We start from the raw sequence: 17652 nt of genomic DNA on the forward strand, positions 1-17652 counted from the left end.
CATCGGGCACACCGGGCTGGTCAAGATGTGGTCGCCATTCGGCGCCGGTTCCAGCAGCTGTGGACCCCTGAGACCGCGAACGTCGTCTCACTTGTCGCAGTGGATGATGCGGGGACCATCCTCGACCGCGTCTGGCTCGAATAATCACTTCCCTGCCCGTGAACCGAGCGGGCGTGCCGTTAGGACCGACACCGATCGCCCGTTCGATCGGGTCGAAGTTCGTAAGGTGCTCGATCAGAGGAACCTCTGAGAGAGCCGGCATGGCTTAGTCACAGTGAGCGAGCGGCGGCGCCCCGTGCTTCCGGCCTCAGGTTTACGTCAGGGGCGTTCGAGTCCGAGCGCGAACCCGTTCCAGGAGTTCGGGCCGAGAATGCTGTCGATAGGTCCGGTGTAAGAACCGAATCTCTGGGCGTAGACCTGCACGTAGTGGCAGGTGTTCGGGCCGGGCACGCCGTCGATCGGGCCCGTGTAGCCGACGTTGGCGCACGTGATCTGAATACCCTTGATCGAGTTGACGCCCCACACGCCGTCGATCGGCCCCGAGTAGCGGCCGCGGGCGGCCAAGGCCTTCTGGATGCGCGCTTGGGTGTAGCTGTCCGGGGCGTTCCAGGCCCACGTGGTGCCGCCCCCGCTCCCGTTGGGCGTCCACGCCTGGACCGGGATTCGCGGGTTCGAACCGTTCTTGTACGACCACCCGAGGTAGGGACCGCCCTTGTAGTCGGCCAGCCTGCTGATGTAGAGCCCGTGGCCGAACTCGTAGTAGTGGGTCCCGTCGGCCAGCGATGAGGTGTTGATGCAGTAGCCGTTGCCGATGTTCGTCACGACGTGGCCGGCTGAGGAGGCGTCGTAGTAGGAGAACGACCCGGCCGGGGCCGAGGCCATGTCCTTGGAAGCGATGCTGCTGGCGTAGTACGCGGCCCTGGCGGTGCTGTAGGTCTGGATCTGCGAGTCGCTGAGGCCCACAGCCCGTTCGGCCCAGAACTGCGCGGCCTGGCAATTGCCGGCCCAGTTGTAGGACGAGCCGTGATAGGCGATTCCCAGTTGGTTGATCCGGTCGCCCAAGGTGATGGCATCCATCGTCTCGGCCCACGCGACACCCGGCAGGCTCAAGACGCCCAGGCCAGCCACGCCAGCACCACCGGCACCGAGCAGCTGGAGGAAGTGGCGCCGGTCTATGCCCCGCGCGTTACCTGCGGGATCGATATCACGGGAGCTGGGCATAGGGGGACCTTCCTACCAAGTGGGGGAGAAACGGAACACTAGTCCTTGACCGGTGCGGCGCAACAACAGCAGCTACCCATCGGTCTGCCCCCGCCGACGGGCACAGCCACCTCGGTGTTGCGCGGCGGCCACTATGCACTCCCTCACAAGCAGTGCCATCGTGTTCGGTGGTGCCTAGCTTGCGGGAGGAAAAGATGCCGAGCGCCGATGAGATCCGAGACGCTCAGCGAGCGAGGTGGGCGGGGCTCTCCGCGAGCTGGGAGAAGTGGGACTCGGTCATCATGGATCAGCTGGGCCCGGTCGGCGCGGCGATCATCGAGCGTCTGGACATCGCTGAGGATCATCAGCATCTCGACATCGCCGCAGGCACGGGTGAGCCGGGCTTGAGCATCGCGAGACTCCTTCCCAAGGGACGCGTCGTGCTGACCGATCTGGTAGCGGAGATGCTGGAGATAGCCACCCGACGAGCCAGGGCGCAAGGGATCGCCAACATCGAGACGAAGGTGTGCAGCGCCGACGATCTGCCGTTCCACGACGCCACGTTCGACAGCGTCTCGGTGCGTTTCGGGTACATGTTCTTCCCTGACGTGGCCAAGGCGACGGCCGAGTTCGCGCGCGTGCTCAAGCCGGGCGGACGCCTCTGCTCATCGGTATGGGTCAAGCCCGAGGAAAACCCGTGGACGGCGATCGCGATGCAGGCAATCGCGACCGAGGCGGTGGTGGCGCCACCCGACCCCAACGGACCGACTATGTTCCGGTGCGCCGCGCCGGGATATGTCAGTGCCCTGTATGAGGGTGCGGGGCTGCGCGACGTTGACGAGTGGGACGTCGACATCGAGCTCGTGACACGATCGCCCGAGGAGTACTGGGCGATGATCAGCGAGCATGTCTCACTCGCGGCTGCGGCGCTTCAGCAGGTAGACGGACCAGCGCGGGAGCGGATTCGGGCAGCCGCCATTGCGAAAGTGACCGCGTTCGAGAGGGACGGCATGATCCGGGTTCCGGGCGTGGCGCGGTGCATCGTGGGAACGAAGCAGGATGCGAGCGGCACGCGCTGACGCGACAGCGCACGATCCTCCAGCGCGGTTCGCCAGGGCAATCTGAAGCCAGTGCATACGCTGGCGGGCGCGCGGACGACTGGGCGACGCGATCAGGGAGGGTGTCGATGGCTGATGCGGACGACCTGCGCCGCATTGCGCAGGCCCTGCCTCACGTGGTCGAGATCGAGAGCGCCGGCTTCGACTTCCGGGTGGCCGACAAGGGTTTCGTCTGGTCCTACCCCGAGCGCCAGCAGGGCCAGCGGCGGATCATCCGAACGGACATCGCGGTGCTGTACGTAGGTGACGAGGCCGAGAAGCAGGCCCTCCTCCTCGGCGAGCCGGAGCTCTTCTTCACGACACCGTCCTACGACGGGCTACCGCTGGTGATGCTGCGGCTGGCCGAGGTGAAGGTGAAGCGGCTGCGCGAGCTCGTGACCGACGCGTGGCGGATGCGCGCGCCGGAAACTCTCGTCGGCGACCTCGACAACCTTCCTGGCTGACGGTTCCCGATACCGTTCGTCACATGGCTGTTCATCCGAAGACCGCCTCCGGCCTCCGTGCGGTGGCACAGCGGCTGCTTGCCGACGGTGCCGGGCAGGTCCGCGAACCCATCGGGTTCCCCTCCGACAGCCCCATGCTGAACCGCTGGACGTACCTGCCCGGTGCTCGGCCTGGCCTGGTCATGGGCGACATGACCCGGTCCCAACGGCTGCTCGTCCACCGGCTGATCGCCCTCGTGCTGAGCGAAGCCTGCCATGCGCAACTGGCGACCATCATGGCGTTGGAGGACGTCCTGGACCGGCGAGAGGGGCACCGCAGGGGACGGCATTCGACAGACTTCTGGGTATTGATCTTCGGAAATCCCGACCTGGAAGAAACCTGGCACTGGCGGTTGGAAGGCCACCATGCCTGCGTGCACGTCACGGTGAGCGGCGATGACGTGAGCGTGGACCCGCTGTTTCTCGGCTGCCATCCCGCGGTGATCGCCGCCGCCGGACGGGTGGTGACCGCGCCGCTTGCGCGTGAGGGCGACCTGGCGCGGGAGCTGGCTGTGGCGCTCCCGCCGGAGCAACGCGCCGCACTCATCACCGCATCCTCGCCGCCGCCGGACATCTACTCAGGACACGATCCCCGGCTACCGCCTGACCAGCTGGAACGGCTACGCGGGGGAATTCCGGTGGCGGCCTTCGACGGTACTGCCGCCCGCAGGCTCTCGACGCTGCTCGACCTGTACTCGGCGCGACTCAGCGCTCCGCTGGCCGGCGAGCTTCGAGCCGCCCTGGATGCCGACCAGTTGCGTTTCAGCTGGGAAGGAAGCACCGATCCAGGTTTGCCGCACTATTACCGGCTAGCCGGCAGCTCCTATCTGATGGAGCACGAGAACGCTGCTGACCAGGCCAACCACGTGCACAACGTGATGCGCCGCTGTCCCGGCGCGATCGATTCCGACGATGTGCTGCAACGGCACCGGGCGGCCGAAGGCGCCGACGACCAGTCCTGACCGCCGCCGTTGCGGCCGATGTATGACGCGCGCTACGAGCTGACGCGCCCCGCGCTACGGCGTCGAGGTCGGCGAGGCGGTCGACTCCGCCGGGGTGGCCGCGGAGGTGGCCGGCTCCGACGGTGACTCCGACGCCGTTGCCGAGTCGGACGGGGAAGCCGAGCCGGACGGGGAAGCCGAGCCGGACGGGCTGAGCGAGCTATCCGCCGACGCCGAGCCGGCAACCGAGCTGCCGGCCGGGTCCGTCCCGGCAGAGCTGGAGTCGGTAGCACCCGGTGCCGAGAGCGAACCGCTCGGCGAGACCGTGGGGCTGCCGCTGGGAAGCGGACCCGAGCTGACTCCCGGAAGGGGCGTGTACTTGGTGATCACGTCGACCAGTCGCTGCTCGTACCCGCTCAGCCGCGCGTGGATCTCGGCGTAGGACAGCCCGGCCAGCTGACCGGCGAATGCCTGGATCTCACGCCACAGAGCATCGATGTCAGCGGTCTCGGCCGCGCTCGGCGCACCGGGCAGGCTCAGCACCAGCTGCACCGCCAGTGCCTGCGTGACGCAGGCCAGGCAGTTGTAGTTGACGGCTGCCGAGATGTTCTGCGGCACCACCACATGTGCGTTGCCCAGGATCAGCACCACCTGGAAGCTGATCGCGGTGGCCCGGCAGGCGGTGCAGCTGGCGAAGGCGTACGCCTCGTTCTTGTTCAGCACCGTGTCCTGGTCAGCCCACACCAGCGCGAACGCGACGTCGTAGACGACGCTCCCGTCCCTGGTGTTGACCGCGAGCGCCTGGTTGTCGCCCGGTCCGGGAGCCGCCGGGCGGTCGAACGGAAAGACCCAGGTCGGGGCGACCTTGCCGTCCGCAGTGCTGGTACGTGGCACCAGCACCAGCGACAGGGCCGGCTTGTCCGCGGTGGGCAGCGCACCCGCGGACGCGGGCCAGCTGGTCGTCGCTGAAGCCTGCCGGCCCTCCCGCAACCCGGACGGCACGGCTCTGCCTGCCAACGATGCGGGCAGCACCTCGCCGAGGGTGCCGCGCTCGTAGGACTGGATCGGGCGGTAGTTGCCCCGCGGCCACCAGGCGAACACCAGCCCGAGCACCACCGCCAGCGCCACCAGCCCGGCCAGTGCCCGCTGACCGGGCTTGCCCGCGGTGCCGCGCCACACCCGGCCGGCCAGCTGCCGCACCGACCGACCGAGCATGTAGCAGATACCGAGGACCGGCAGCCCGACGGCGACCACGGCGAGCAGCTTGACCAGGCCGCCCACCACGTCGAAGGCAGCGAAGCGATCGAGCATGGCGCTGAACTGGTGACCGGTGCTGACCGCCGCGGTGGCGATGATGCGGGGCAGGCTGAGCACCGTCACCAGCACGGTCAGCGCCAGCAGCGGAACGACCAGCAGTACCCACAGCGTCACGACCACCTTGGCCCACGGCTTGAGGACCTTGGACTCCTCGTTGCCCCAACGGCTGGGCAGCAGCCCGAGCAGCGTCGGCTTGATCCGGTGGAACAGGTCCGGCACCCCGGTGATGTCGGCAAGCAGGTGGTAGCCGTCGAAGCGCACCAGCGGCGGCAGCTGCCGGATCATCTGCACCAGCTGGGTGCCGATCACCAGCAGCACCGCGTCCCAGCCGGTCACGCACCACAGCCCGAACATCGCCACCGACAGCAGCGCGTTGAAGTACAGCCCACCGAGGTCGGTCCGGATCCGGCCGCCGCGGCCGAGGGTGTAGCTGTCGGTGACGTCGGTGTAGAAGGCCGGCCAGACCAGGTACAGACCGGCACCCATCGCACCCGGCGTGGCACCGCCGTACCGGGCGGCCGCGGCATGTCCGAACTCGTGGAAGCCGGCCGACACCACCGTGATCGCGAAGACGGCCAGCAGCAGCCCCGGCCGGTCGAAGGCCTGGTGGGCGGCCAGCGCCAGTCCCCGGTCGAAGAGCACCCACTTGCACACCAGGACGAACGCCACCAGCACCGCGGCCACGACCGGCGGCAGGAACAGCCAGCCGAACGGGGCGGTGACCCGCCGGGTCACCGCGGGATCGGACACCACCCACCGGAACCTCAGTCCCAGCAACGGATTCGCCTTGAGCACCACCGGTTGCGAGCCGTCCGCCGGGCACACCACGCCGAGCGGGCGCAGCTTGGAATCCACCAGCAGCCGGGCGTCGTCGCCGGTGATCGAGCGGTCCGAGCCGGCGCTGACGCGTGCGGCGATCTCGTCGTAGTCGCGCTGCCCGTCGACCGCTTCCAGCGTTCGGTACAGCAGTGCGGTCAGCTGCAGCATCTGGCCGTCGGCGCGGCGCACCAGCGAGGGTGGCTTGCGGTAGCCCGAGCCCGGCGCCTGTCCGATCAGCTGCAGACCGGCTGCCGGCACCGGAACCTCCGCCGCAACGACCGAGCGGCCCTCGGGGGGAGGAGCGGCCGGCGGACCGGCCGCGGCGCCGCCACTCACGACGCTCATCCGCCGTTACTGGTTGATCGTCGAGTCCTGGATGCCGGTCGCGGTGGCGTCTCCGGACACGTCCTGGGTGATCACGGCCGCCTGCTGCGAGATTGCCGTCGCGCTCGAGTCCACCGAGCCGATGTTGGCCGACACCGCGGCGTCGATCGGCGCCGCGGCATTGACGTTGGCCGCGACCGCCCCGTCGATCGGCGCGGTGAGGTTGAGGTCGCCGTTGAGGTCGACGTTGACGTTGAGCAGGTTGCCATCGAGCGCGCCCGTCGGCGTGCTGGTCACCGGTGCCGGAACCGTGGTGTCGGCCGGCGCGGCGGTCTGGTCGATGCCGCTGGTCTGGTCGGCGGTCGCCGTGGCGTCGCCGGTGATGCCCTGGTGGATCTCCGCGGCCTGCAACGCCTCGGCGCCGGCGGTGGAGCCCACGGACAGCACGTTGGCACCCACCGAGGCGTTGATCGGCGCCGCGATGTTGGCGTTCGCGCCGACGGCGAGGTCGATCGGCGCCGCGACGTCCAGGGCCAGGTCGAGGTTGGCATTGAGGTCCAGCAGCGACATGACTTCCTTGTCCGGAAGTGCGGTGGCGCCTTCGGCAGCCAGTTCGTCCCGCGACATCGGGGTCAACTCCTCGGCCATTCTCAGCTCCTCTGCGCGCATCAGCGCCCTCGACGGTCCCCGGCTTGATCCGGAGTCCGCCCCGACTCTGGCTCCGGGCCGCACTCCATACCGGGTGAACGGTTTCTTACTGACACCGCGAAGGGACAACGACGCGGACGCGAAACCGTTACGGGGACACCTCGGCCGCGGGGCCGGTCTCAGGTCCAGTACAGGACTCGCGCCTGCGGCAACCGGTGGGCCAGCTCAGTGTCGAACCAGCCGCGCATCCCGGTCATCACCTCGCGCGGGTAGACGTACTTCACGCCGCCGAACTTGGACCGCTTCTCGCTGCGCTGATCGGGATCCATCTCCAGCCGGGTGCGTGGATACCACTGCAACAGGACGTCCCGGCTGGCGGGCGTGAAGCGGTGCGTGATGAGTTCGACCGTCAGGTCCAGGTCGGCGACGCCCGCGACAGCGGCCGCGGCCTCGTCGAGCAGCTCGCCGTACGCCTGCTGCCAGCCCGGGACCGGCATGATCGGCGCGATGGTCAGGCCCACCCGGTAACCGGCCTCGGCCATCGACCGCAACGCGGCCAGCCGGGCCGGCATCCGGGCGGTGCCGCCCTCGAACCGGTCCGCCACCTCGGCGGCGTTGACGGAGAACCTGGCGCGGGTACGCCCGCCGTGCGGCAGGTCGACCAGGGCGGCCACGGCGTCGAACTTGGTGGTGAATCGCAGCTGCACCTCCTCGCCGTACTCGCCCCGGCCCGCCCTGCTGATCGCCGCCGCCAGCGAGCCGGTGAGGTGCTCGATGCCCAACGGGTCGGTGTAGCAGGACAGCTCGAACGTGGTGCCCTCATGTCCCCGTTCGAGGGTGCCGGTGGTGACGGTGCCCCGCCCGGCGTGGCTGCCGATGCCGGCCAACACGTCCTCGAGGTTGGCATACACCCTGGTGATCGGAGGGCCGCCGAGCGATCCGGCCAGGTAGCAGTACTGGCAGTGCGCCGGGCAGCCGCGCGCCAGATCGATCCGCCAGTCGGCACTGGGCGGGATCGGCTGGGGCTTCAGCGCACTCGGCGGCGCCACGACCACCGCCAGGGTGGATTTCGCCAGGGCGTAGGCCTGCCGCTCGGACTCACCGCGCAGGCCGGTCAACCGGTCACCGGTGAGCAGCTGGATATCGCTCACACCCGCCGCCTGGCACCGGCGGAGGATCTCGGCGGTGTGCGGCAGGCCGACTGCCGACCGGGTGACGAGCACCCGCTTCGGCGTCCAGGTGCGGCTCGCGGCAACGAGTGCGGTGGTGGATTCGGTGCTGATTTCGCTGGTGGATCTCATGGTGTTCGACATCAATGGCACAACACCGCCGGCCATCCCGAACTTCCGCCACCGGGCCGCCACAAACCCCGCCACCGGGCCGCCACGAACCCCGCCACCGGGTCGCCATGAGCCAGCCGTCGAGGCGCCATATTGCCGGGATGTACCCCCCGGTTAACCTCCGCTTCCGCTCGTGGTGACTTGCCGGACAGTGCAACAACTGCACTCGAGCTCCGTGACATCGCCGGCGAGCTCGCCACCACCGGCGAGCTGCCCACGTCCTGAAGGCAACGCGCAGGCCGCGAGCGCCCCGGGCAGGGACTGGCACAGGGACTAGGCTGAAGACGCCAGCTTGCCTTTCGTCAGCAGGGGACGGGCCGGCACCCCATTCCGGAGTTGTCATGGCCCGAGTGCCACGTCACCACAGCGAGGATGCCGCCGCCACCGTTGTGCGCGCCCGACTGATGCGCGAAGAAGCCCGCAGCGCCCGAGAGCGGAATCAACAGCTGATCCGTGCGAACGAGGAACTGGTTGCCCGGCTGCGCCGGCACCAGGCCGAGGCGGAGCCTGATCCGGAGCGGTGAAGGCCAGCATCCTGGTGCGCCGATGGCGGCATTACGCCAAGATTTGGCCCACCAGCCGACATCGAATCCGCTACACTGACGCCAGGTTTGGATAAGAGCCTCGCGGTCTGAGTTCAGTCGCTTGAGCAGTCCGCAATTACTCCGATACTTCGGAGCACCGTCATGACTATCACGTCATCATCCACATTCCGCTCGACCACAAACGTTCCGACCGGAATGGACACCCTTGAAGCATCGAGCGTTTCGTCCCCTAACGGCACCCCCAACGGCGTACGTGTCAGCGCGCCGACCAGCACTGGATTCGACCCGGTCGCCCTGATCAAGAAAGTTTCCGCCGACCTGGTTCGATCAGCCGACCCGGAGAAGGTCTTCGGATCGCTGGTCAGCGCCTACGCCGAGCACTCGGCTACCTCCTGCACCGTCGAATTGTTGACCGGCACCTCGGTGCGGGTTCTGCGGTCATCGTGCTCGGCGGGTGGCGACGACGTTGTCAATGAGCAGCCGTCGCTGTCGCCGGGAGCCAGGCAGCTGCTGGCCGGTGACGGCGCACCGCTGGCGGGTGCGGACTGGTTCGTCCTGCCGATCGGCGCGGTTGCCAGCCAGGCAGCCGATGACGAGGTCCCGATAGGCGCGTTCAGTTGCCAGTTCACCAACCGCCGAGCCGACTCCTGTCACCTCGAGCCCGCGCAGTACCTGATCTCGCTGGCCACCGAGCTGCTCCAGGCCGAGCGGCGGTTGGCCAAGGCGCTCACTCAGGTGGCGAATCTGGAGATCGCCCTGCACAGCAACCGTGACATAGGCACCGCGATCGGCATTCTGATGAATGCCCACCTGGTGACTCAGGATCAGGCCTTCACCATGCTGCGAACCGCGAGCCAGCACGGCCATCGGAAGCTGCGCGACATCGCCAACGACGTGATCTTCACCGGCTCGCTGAGCATCCCTGCCAAGAGCTGACTGAGTTCAGCGTCTGACGCTGGCATCCCAGTAGCCGACCGGATGGTCCTGGCCGAGCTCGACGAAGTGCTCGTTCAGGGCCTGGGCGAGCAGGTCGTACTGGTACGGGTCCGGAGTGAGCAGACCGAGGAGGTAGGCCTCGGTCTCCAGGCTGCCGGCTGTGCCGCCGACAGACACCTGCCGGAGCCACAGCTCGTTCATCGACATGCCGGACAGGTCCAGCCCCACCTCAAGGCTTAGGCCGGCAGTGTGAGTCATCTCTCCTCCTGGTCGCGCTGTTCGGGTGCTGCCTGGCGCTGTTCGGATGCTGCCTGCTCGCGCTCTTCCGGTGCTGCCTGCCCGTCGGGTGTTGCCTGGTCGCGCTCTTCCGGTGGCGCCTGGCCGTCGAGAACCTTGTGGGCCACTTCCAGGATGCTGCAGCACTCGATCTGGGACCACCGGGCCAACCGCCGGAACGCCTCGGGTTCGGTGAGATCCGCCCGGGCCGCCAGCCGCCGCTTGGCCTCCAGCACGATGTTCCGGCGCGCCAGCGCGTCCTCCAGGGCCGCGGTGGACACGTTCAGCGGCGCCGCTTCCCGCGGTGCCCCGAGCAGGGTGGCGGTACAACGGGCGAGCAGCCCGGCAATCGCCTGGGACCGCTCGGCGGTGAAGGCATCGGGCTGTCCGGCGTACATGTTCAGCGACGTCGGCGTCGCGGTGCCTGGAACCGGCAGCGACAACGAGCTGCGTACCCCATGCCGGCCGGCCGCGGCCGCGAACGAGGCGAAGCTGTCATCGCCGGCTATGACGTCGAGTTGCTGCTGTTGTTGGGCCCGGGCGGCCCTCAGGCACGGTCCGTCACCGGCATCGAGCTGCGCCTGGTCGAGGCTCGCCGCCAGCGCGTTGGAGACGGCCGTGCTGCGCCCGCCGGCCGAGCCGGCCTCGGTGATGCTGCACCCCAGGACGCCGGGGGCCACCTCGTCCAGACCGAGCGCGAGGACGTCCTGCAACAACGCCTGCCGATCCGCGGGGGCCGGTTCGCCCTCAATCGCCACCAACCGCGCCCATCGGTCATCCGCGCTCATGCGCCCGCACCTCGTCAGAATCAACCAGCGACCCCGTGAATGGAACGTCCACTCGATCGCGCCGCTGCCAAGCCGACGACCGCCCGCTGCCGGAGCCCCGTCAGTGTCCATGATCCACCCATCCCGGCATCCGGTCGACCACCCGGCGGCGGCAGCCTGGCAGGGCAGCGGCGGCGGCAACTTTTCGTGGGGTTTCGCCCTGCAACCGGCAGTGTCGGTAGGGTCGGTGCTACAGGGCACCGGTGGCGAGCGACGTGAGGGGGTTGCCAGTGAGTGGGCCTGACGGACTCATCGCCGGGCGCTACCGGTTGGTGAACCGCATTGCCAGCGGCGGCATGGGAATCGTCTGGCAAGCCTGGGACGAGCTGCTGCAGCGCCCGGTGGCTCTCAAGCAGCTGCGCCCGCAGCCCGGCCTCAGCGACTCCGAAGCCGAATTGATCGGCCGGCGGGCGATGCGCGAAGCCCGGATCACCGCCCGGCTGCACCATCCGCACGCGGTGCCGGTGTATGACGTCGTCGAGTTCGAGGGCCAGCCCTGCATGATCATGCAGTACCTCCCCTCGACCAGCCTGCAGACCATCGTGAACGAGCGCGGACCGGTACCGCCCACCGAGGCAGCCCGGATCGGTGGCGAGGTCGCCTCGGCGCTGGCCGCCGCGCACGCCGCCGGCATCGTGCATCGCGACGTCAAGCCGGGCAACGTCCTGATCGCCGAGGACGGCAGCGCCAAGATCACCGACTTCGGCATCTCGCATGCCCTGGGTGACACCACGCTGACCTCTACCGGCATGGTCACCGGCACGCCCGCCTACCTCGCGCCCGAGGTTGCGCGCGGTGCCGAATCCGGCTTCGCCTCGGACGTCTTCTCCCTCGGCGCCACCCTGTACGCCGCCACCGAGGGCACCCCGCCGTTCGGAACGGACCAGAATCCGATGGCGGTGCTGCACCGGGTCGCCTCCGGGCAGGTGAACCCGCCCCAGCGCAGCGGCCCGCTGACCCCGCTGCTGCTGCGGATGCTGGCCGCGGACCCGGCGCACCGGCCACCGATGATCGACGTCCAACACACCCTGACAGCGCTGCACAGCGATTCCGCGGCCGTCACCGCGGTAGCCACCCTGCCACTGAGCTCACCGCCGCCGATCAAGCCACCGCCGCTGCAGCCGGAGGAGCGGGCGGCCGTCAAACCGGGACCCGCGGAGCCCGCCGCGGTCGCCCCGGTGGCGGCCCCGTTGGCGCAGTCCACCGCTGCGGCCTCGGCCGCCGAGGGCGGCCCGACCGAGCGGATGGAGCCGGCCGGCTTGCACGGCCGCCAGTCGGCAGCCGCAACGACCGCACTGCCCGGCGGGCCCTCTCGCCCCGTTCACGACGTCTCCCGGGACGATGATGACCCGGACGACGGGCGCCGCTCGACCGGCTTGCTGGCCATCTTCGCGACGGCCGCGCTGCTGATCGGCGCCATCGTCATCGGGATCGTGCTGGTGAACAACCGGGATCAGAACAACACCGCGACGCCGCCGACCACCAGCAGCAGCAGCCAGCGCACCAGCAGCCAGCCGAGCACCACCGTCGCCTCCAGCACGCCACCGCGCAGCACAGCCCGGCCGACCTCCTCCGCGCCCAGCACGACGGCCAGCCGGTCCTCGGCCGCCAGCTCGCCGGCGACCAGCACCTCACCGGTCAGCGGTGCGCCGACCGCGTCCCAGCTGGCCGGAGCGGTCCGGGACTACTACGGCCTGCTGCCCGGGAACACCGACGCGGCCTGGTCGCGGCTGACCGAGTCGTTCCAGAACGGCCGGGCCGGCGGCCGGCAGAGTTACGACGCCTACTGGGGCAGTATCCGCCGGGTCTCGGTCAGCAATGTCGTCGGAATCCCGCCGGGCACCGTCCAGGCCACCGTCAGTTACGTCTACAAGGACGGCCGGCGCGTCACGGAGCGCAACACGTTCGGCCTGGTTTCCGAGGGCGGCGTCCTCAAGATCAACAGCCAGAGCTGAGCCGGGCAGATGCGAGCGGGCTGGCGGGTCGAAGCCGGCAGCATCGACGGCCGCGGAATGCGGTCGCTCAGCACGGGGACGCCGACCGCCCTGCCTGAGGTCGTGATGGTGCCGGGCCTGGGCGCGCCGGGGTACCTCGCGCCCTGGGCTCGCCAGATCGGGACCTGGACCCGGGTGAGCGTGCTCGACCTGCCCGGATGGCGCTGGGGCCGGGCAACGGCGTGCCATCCGACGGTGGCGGGGATCGGCGCGGCAGCGGCTCGGTGGCTGGTCGAGCAGGACCGGCGAGGCGTCGTCCTGGTGGGTCATTCCACCGGCGCCCAGGCGGCGATCCGGACGGCGCTGCTGGCCCCTGCCCGGCTGGTCGGGGTGGTGCTGGCCGGCCCGACGTTCGACCCGGCGGCACGTGGCGTGGCGACGCTGCTGCGGCGGGCAGCCATCACGCTGGCGCACGAGCGGCCCGGGGAGTTACCGGCCGTCCTGCCGTCCTACCTGCACAGCGGCGGCCACGGCGTGCTCCGGCTGCTGCTGGACGGGCTGCGTGACCGTCCTGAGGACCTGGTTGGCGAGCTTGCGATACCGGTGCTCACGGTGACCGGCGAACGCGACGGCTTCGCGCCGCCGGCGTGGGCGCACCACCTGGCCACCCTGGCGGCCGGGCGGTGCGCCGTGCTGCCGGGCGCGCACAACGCCTGCTTTCCCTTTCCGGTCCAGGCCGACACCGCGCTGCGTGCGGCGGTGCTGGCCTGGACGAGCCCAGCCGCCGGGGACGGCGGCTGGGCGAGCACTACTTGACGACCGCGTCGAGGGTCTTCTTCATCGCCTTCGGCTGAACCGGGCTACGCGGCGCCGTCTGGCGCATTTCCTGCATCCGCTCGCCGAGTTCGGCCAGCTGCTTGCGTGACATCCCCTTGCGTACCTGGGGAAACCACTCCTGCTCTTCTTCCTCGATGTGGTGCAGGACGTTCTCGATCAGCACCGTCGTCTTAGCATCGAAGCGCTCGTGGTCAGCGCTCATCGTGCTCAGCTCCAGGCACAGCACGTCGGCAACGTGATGCTCCTCGTAGGACTCCAGGACATCGTCCTCGAGGTCGGGGAGTTGCCGGCGGACCTCCGGATAGATCAGCTCGTTCTCCAGGTAGGTGTGAACGGTGAGCAGCTCGATCATCTTCTTGACGAGGTCGCCCTTTTTCGCGGTGGCGTCCTCGCCTGCCTGCTGGAACTGCTTGAAGACGCTCTTGACCTCTTTGTGGTCAGCCTTCAGCAGCACGATTGCATCGCTGGACATAGAGCCTCTCTCTTCGAAGGCCGCGCGGCGCGACCGGGTCGGTTCAGCCGGACCGCTGACTCAGCTGCGGCTTTCCTGGATGGTGTCCTTGGCGTCGACGGCCTGTCCCTGGACGTCCTGCGCCGAGGACTTGCCCTCTTCCTTCACGGTGGTGGCAGCATCCGACGCCGTCTCCTTGACCGACTCGACCGCTTCCTGGGCGGCCGGCTTGAGGTTCTCGGCAACCTCCTTGGCGGCATCGCTCACCACCGGCATGGCGGTCTCCTTCACCTGGTCCTTGACCTGGGTGGCGGCCTGCTTCTCGCGCTCGCTGACCGGCAGCAGCGAACCGACCAACCAGCCGACGCCGACGGCGATCAGGCCGGCGGCCAACGGGTTGCCCGCGGCCCGGTTCTTGACGGTGGTCGGAGCACCGCTCACCGCACTGCCCATGTCGGATGCCTTGCCGGTCAGGCTGGAGGCCTTGTCCGACGCGCTGGACTGCAGGTCGCCAGCGGTGCCCATCACCCGCTCCTTGACGCCGGTGACGGCGCCCTTGGCCTTGTCGACCTGGCGCCGGGCCACGTGGCTCGGGGTCACCGTGTCGGTGAGGGTGTTGACGTCGTGGGAGAGGTTGGCACGGGTCTGCTCGATCTCCGCGCGGATCTGGTCTGGATCATTACTCGTCGTCATCGGGTCTCCTCGTTTCCTGCGACAGCGCTGGGAATCTTCTTGACGGTGTCCGTGGTCCGCGGCACACCGGTGACGTTCTTCATCTCTTTGCGGCCCATGGCGGCCAGGACCGCGGCGATGATCGCCCAGATCGCGGCGACGATCAGCGCGGACCAGCCGTGGCCGGTCGAGTTGCCGATCCCCCACCAGAGCGCGATCGAGATGAACAGCAGGACCATGTGCCCCGCGACGCCGGCGCCGGCCAGCATGCCGGCGCCCTTGCCGGCCTGCTTGCCCGACTGGGTGAGCTCGGCCTTGGCCAGTGCCACCTCCTGGCGCATCAGGGTGCTCAGGTCGGTGCTGATGTCAGAGAGCAGCTCGCCGATCGACGGCCGCTCGGTGGGCGCGCTGGTGCCGACGCTGATGCTGGCGCTGCTGCTGGTGGCGCCTTCGTAGGAGGTACTCACCGGGCGCCGCCCGTGGTACCGCCGCCGGTCGGGAATCCGGTCGGGCCGTCCTCACTGGATGCGTAGGGCCGGACCACCTCGATCTCCTCGACCGTGCCGAGCACCACCGTGCCGCCGGCCTCCTCGCCGTACTGCGCGCCGGTCCCGTACTGCGCGCCGGTCCCGTACTGCGCGCCGGTGCCGTACTGGGTTCCAGCGCCGTACTGCACGCCCGAGCCGTACTGGGTCGGCGTGCCGTACTCGCTGTAGCCCTGCTGCGCCTCAGCCTGGTCGGAGGCGGTCTCCTTCAGGCCGCGGGTCATCCGCCCGGCCAACAGGCCGGCACCGGCCGCGAGCATCAGGAACATGCCGGGACGCTGCCGGGCGAAGGTCTTGACCTCCTGGAGCAGGTCACCGGGCTCACGCTGCTCCAGCCAGGACGCGAGGTCCCTGGCGCGCTCGGCACCCTGCCGGGCAAGGTCGGCGGCCGGTCCGGACGCCTGCTCGCCGGGCTGGGTCAGCTTGTGCAGTTCCTCGCTGAGCGAGCGGACGCCCTGGGCGAGCCGCTGCTGCTGCTGGGTGGCCTGCTGGCTGACTTCCGAAGTCGCCTGCGCAAACAGGTCCTTGGCCTGGCGGCCGGCTTCGGCGCCGACATTGGCGGCCTGTTCCTTGGCGACGCCGGCCACGTGCTGGCCTGCCTGCACCGCACCCTGGGTCACCTCGGCGGCTTGGCCCTTGGCCACGTCGACGGTGCCACCCTGGGTTCCGCCGGACTCGGTGGCGCCGGCTACCGGCGGAGTGGAGTAACCGACCACAGGCGGGGTGGTGCCGGCCACCGGAACGGCGACGCCTTCGGTGGCCAGCGGCGTTGAGGTGTATGGCGGGGTGTATTCCTCGGTCATGATGAACTCCTCGAGTTCGACAGAGCGAGCGCTGTGGTCTCAGCGCGACGTACGGGCGGAGGCTCCGCCAGCGGTACAGCTACCGCATCAGACAGCGGACATTCGGGTTCAGCATCGCGTGGCCGGCTACCAGGGCCAGCTCGGGACGAGCAATCAGCGCAGCTTCGGTCCCCGTCCGGGTGGACGGGAGCTTGCGGCGCTCACATTCGCTCATCATCTTCGGTAGCCCGAGGTCTGTCTCCAGCTCATCCAGGCGGGATATCAGTAGACGCCCAGCTGAGCATCGAAGCGGCTCGTGATTGAGCCACGCGCAGGCCAAAGGCACTCCACTAGGCATGATTGTACGGTGCGCTCAGTAACCGGCGCAATCGCAGTGATCACTTAGGCCGGGTCGGCCGTGGGCTCGCGCCACCTTCACATCGGTGGCACCGGGTCGCTGCCGCCCGCTGATCCGGGGCGGCAACGCAGCAACCGGCGGGCCGTCAACCACAGTCCGCGGCGCAGTCCGTGCTGCTGCAAAGCCTGGGCTGCGTAGTGCGAACAGGTCGGACTGAAGCGGCAGCAAGGCCGGCGCCGCGGGCTGATCTCCTGCTGGTACAGCCGGATCGCGGCCAGCGCGAAGGCGAGCAGCCAGCCGGACGGGCCGGGTTGGGAACCGGCGGCACCGTGTTCCCCGACAGCACCGTGTTCCCCGACGGCACCGTGTTCCCCGACAGCACTGGGCTCCCGCGCAGCTCGGGACTCCCGGGCAGCCCGGGCCGAACGACGCACCAGCGACGGCGCGACCAGCGTCAGCTGCGGCCCGCAGCCGAGCGACTCGGCCAGGCAGCAACCCGACTCGATCAGGCAGATGTCGCGCATGCAAGAGCTGCCGCCGTAGCCGGGGCCGTAGCCACGCCGGTAGCCGCGTCCATAACCGCCGTACGGCCCGTAGCCGCGCCGGCCCGATCGCCATCCCCCGATGAACACCATCTTCGGAACGTACCTCACCGGCCGGGCGAAACGACATGCACCATATGACCGCACCCTCTCGACTTCGCCCAGATTGCAATCCTCGAACTGCAGGAATATGGTCGAATACTGGCTCGGCAAGTAGCCGGCGGACGGAGTCCACCGCGAAGCTGCAGCTGACTCCGCCGCCACTGATGCCTCAACCGCACGGGGGCGAACGAAGTGACAAGATTCAATTCCGGTACCGAAACCGATGCACGCACCGATATACAGAAGGCCGCGATGGCGGTCGGCGCAGTATTCCTCCTGGTGGGCGTGCTGGGATTCATCCCGGGTATCACGAACCACTACAGCGACATGAGCTTTGCCAGCCACGACTCGGGGGCCAAGCTGCTGGGCATCTTCCAGGTCTCGGTGCTGCACAACATCGTCCACCTGCTGTTCGGCATCGCAGGTATCGCGATGGCTCGACAGGCTCGCACCGCCTACCTGTACCTGGTCGGTGGCGGTGTCATCTACCTGGTGCTGTGGCTCTACGGCCTGGTCATCGACAAGGACTCCAGCGCCAACTTCGTGCCGGTGAACAGCGCCGACGACTGGCTGCACTTCTTGCTGGGCCTGGGCATGATCGCGCTCGGCGTCCTGCTCAGCCGTCGGTCCGCCGCCGCCTCGACGGGAACGACCCG

The 17652-nt window shown here is 69.1% G+C and carries 19 protein-coding genes; 8 read left to right on the plus strand and 11 right to left on the minus strand.

Annotation, left to right across the window (positions count from 1 at the left end):
- Positions 1–318: 318 nt before the first annotated feature.
- The gene (locus tag VF542_RS17120; RefSeq protein ID WP_408652904.1) at positions 319–1221 is read right to left on the minus strand and encodes a twin-arginine translocation signal domain-containing protein; all 903 of its coding nucleotides are present in this window, start codon (positions 1219–1221) and stop codon (positions 319–321) included.
- A gap of 194 nt (positions 1222–1415) precedes the next feature.
- Here VF542_RS17120 and VF542_RS17125 point away from each other — a divergent pair, with 194 nt between their 5' ends.
- The 3 genes from VF542_RS17125 to VF542_RS17135 all read left to right on the plus strand — a co-directional run bounded on the left by VF542_RS17125 (position 1416) and on the right by VF542_RS17135 (position 3762).
- On the plus strand, positions 1416–2279 hold the full coding sequence (locus tag VF542_RS17125) for a class I SAM-dependent methyltransferase (RefSeq protein WP_408652905.1): 864 nt from the start codon (positions 1416–1418) through the stop codon (positions 2277–2279).
- Positions 2280–2386: 107 nt separating this feature from the next.
- Complete coding sequence (locus VF542_RS17130; protein WP_408652906.1) at positions 2387–2761, plus strand: MmcQ/YjbR family DNA-binding protein; 375 nt, start codon at positions 2387–2389, stop codon at positions 2759–2761.
- Between the two features lie 23 nt (positions 2762–2784).
- On the plus strand, positions 2785–3762 hold the full coding sequence (locus VF542_RS17135) for a DUF3500 domain-containing protein (RefSeq protein ID WP_408652907.1): 978 nt from the start codon (positions 2785–2787) through the stop codon (positions 3760–3762).
- A 54-nt stretch (positions 3763–3816) separates the two neighbouring features.
- On the opposite strand, the gene VF542_RS17140 is transcribed toward VF542_RS17135, so the two are convergent.
- From VF542_RS17140 to VF542_RS17150, 3 genes are all read right to left on the minus strand, one after another.
- A complete protein-coding gene (locus VF542_RS17140; protein WP_408652908.1) occupies positions 3817–6222 on the minus strand; it encodes a hypothetical protein in 2406 nt (801 codons plus the stop codon).
- 6 nt (positions 6223–6228) lie between these two features.
- Positions 6229–6849, minus strand: a complete 621-nt coding sequence (locus VF542_RS17145) for a peptidoglycan-binding protein (RefSeq protein WP_408652909.1) — start codon at positions 6847–6849, stop codon at positions 6229–6231.
- A 179-nt stretch (positions 6850–7028) separates the two neighbouring features.
- Positions 7029–8150 carry a spore photoproduct lyase family protein gene (locus VF542_RS17150; protein WP_408652910.1) on the minus strand — a complete coding sequence of 374 codons (1122 nt, stop codon included), beginning with the start codon at positions 8148–8150 and terminating at the stop codon, positions 7029–7031.
- A 380-nt stretch (positions 8151–8530) separates the two neighbouring features.
- On the opposite strand from VF542_RS17150, the gene VF542_RS17155 reads away from it, so the two are divergent.
- Together VF542_RS17155 and VF542_RS17160 are read left to right on the plus strand one after the other, a co-directional pair.
- A complete protein-coding gene (locus VF542_RS17155) occupies positions 8531–8713 on the plus strand; it encodes a hypothetical protein (RefSeq protein WP_408652911.1) in 183 nt (60 codons plus the stop codon).
- Positions 8714–8929: 216 nt separating this feature from the next.
- A complete protein-coding gene (locus VF542_RS17160) occupies positions 8930–9670 on the plus strand; it encodes an ANTAR domain-containing protein (RefSeq protein WP_408652912.1) in 741 nt (246 codons plus the stop codon).
- A 6-nt stretch (positions 9671–9676) separates the two neighbouring features.
- Here VF542_RS17160 and VF542_RS17165 read toward each other — a convergent pair whose 3' ends face one another.
- Positions 9677–9928 (minus strand): hypothetical protein, encoded by a 252-nt coding sequence (locus VF542_RS17165; RefSeq protein ID WP_408652913.1) that lies wholly within the window; start codon positions 9926–9928, stop codon positions 9677–9679.
- Positions 9925–10734 (minus strand): ANTAR domain-containing protein, encoded by an 810-nt coding sequence (locus VF542_RS17170; protein WP_408652914.1) that lies wholly within the window; start codon positions 10732–10734, stop codon positions 9925–9927. Before VF542_RS17170 ends, VF542_RS17165 begins: the two co-directional genes overlap by 4 nt.
- A gap of 269 nt (positions 10735–11003) precedes the next feature.
- On the opposite strand from VF542_RS17170, the gene VF542_RS17175 reads away from it, so the two are divergent.
- Positions 11004–12728: a serine/threonine-protein kinase gene (locus VF542_RS17175; RefSeq protein ID WP_408652915.1), complete on the plus strand. Its 1725-nt coding sequence runs from the start codon at positions 11004–11006 to the stop codon at positions 12726–12728.
- A 9-nt stretch (positions 12729–12737) separates the two neighbouring features.
- A complete protein-coding gene (locus tag VF542_RS17180) occupies positions 12738–13523 on the plus strand; it encodes an alpha/beta fold hydrolase (protein ID WP_408652916.1) in 786 nt (261 codons plus the stop codon).
- Here the strand turns inward: VF542_RS17180 and VF542_RS17185 are convergent.
- The 5 genes from VF542_RS17185 to yidD form a co-directional block, all read right to left on the minus strand.
- Entirely contained in the window at positions 13516–14016 is a 501-nt protein-coding gene (locus VF542_RS17185; RefSeq protein ID WP_408652917.1) for a hemerythrin domain-containing protein, read from the minus strand. The two genes, VF542_RS17180 and VF542_RS17185, sit on opposite strands and share 8 nt — an antisense overlap.
- A 60-nt stretch (positions 14017–14076) precedes the next feature.
- Complete coding sequence (locus VF542_RS17190; protein ID WP_408652918.1) at positions 14077–14688, minus strand: DUF3618 domain-containing protein; 612 nt, start codon at positions 14686–14688, stop codon at positions 14077–14079.
- Positions 14685–15092, minus strand: a complete 408-nt coding sequence (locus tag VF542_RS17195) for a phage holin family protein (protein ID WP_408652922.1) — start codon at positions 15090–15092, stop codon at positions 14685–14687. Before VF542_RS17195 ends, VF542_RS17190 begins: the two co-directional genes overlap by 4 nt.
- Positions 15093–15130: 38 nt before the next feature.
- On the minus strand, positions 15131–16015 hold the full coding sequence (locus VF542_RS17200; RefSeq protein WP_408652919.1) for a hypothetical protein: 885 nt from the start codon (positions 16013–16015) through the stop codon (positions 15131–15133).
- Between the two features lie 414 nt (positions 16016–16429).
- Positions 16430–16987 carry a membrane protein insertion efficiency factor YidD gene (yidD, locus tag VF542_RS17205; RefSeq protein WP_408652920.1) on the minus strand — a complete coding sequence of 186 codons (558 nt, stop codon included), beginning with the start codon at positions 16985–16987 and terminating at the stop codon, positions 16430–16432.
- A gap of 261 nt (positions 16988–17248) precedes the next feature.
- Between yidD and VF542_RS17210 the strand changes: the two genes are divergently transcribed.
- Positions 17249–17652 (plus strand): DUF4383 domain-containing protein (locus VF542_RS17210; RefSeq protein ID WP_408652921.1); only part of this gene is annotated, 404 nt, incomplete at its 3' end.

Source organism: Jatrophihabitans sp. (assembly GCF_036389215.1).
Taxonomy (GTDB): Bacteria; Actinomycetota; Actinomycetes; order Mycobacteriales; family Jatrophihabitantaceae; genus Jatrophihabitans_A.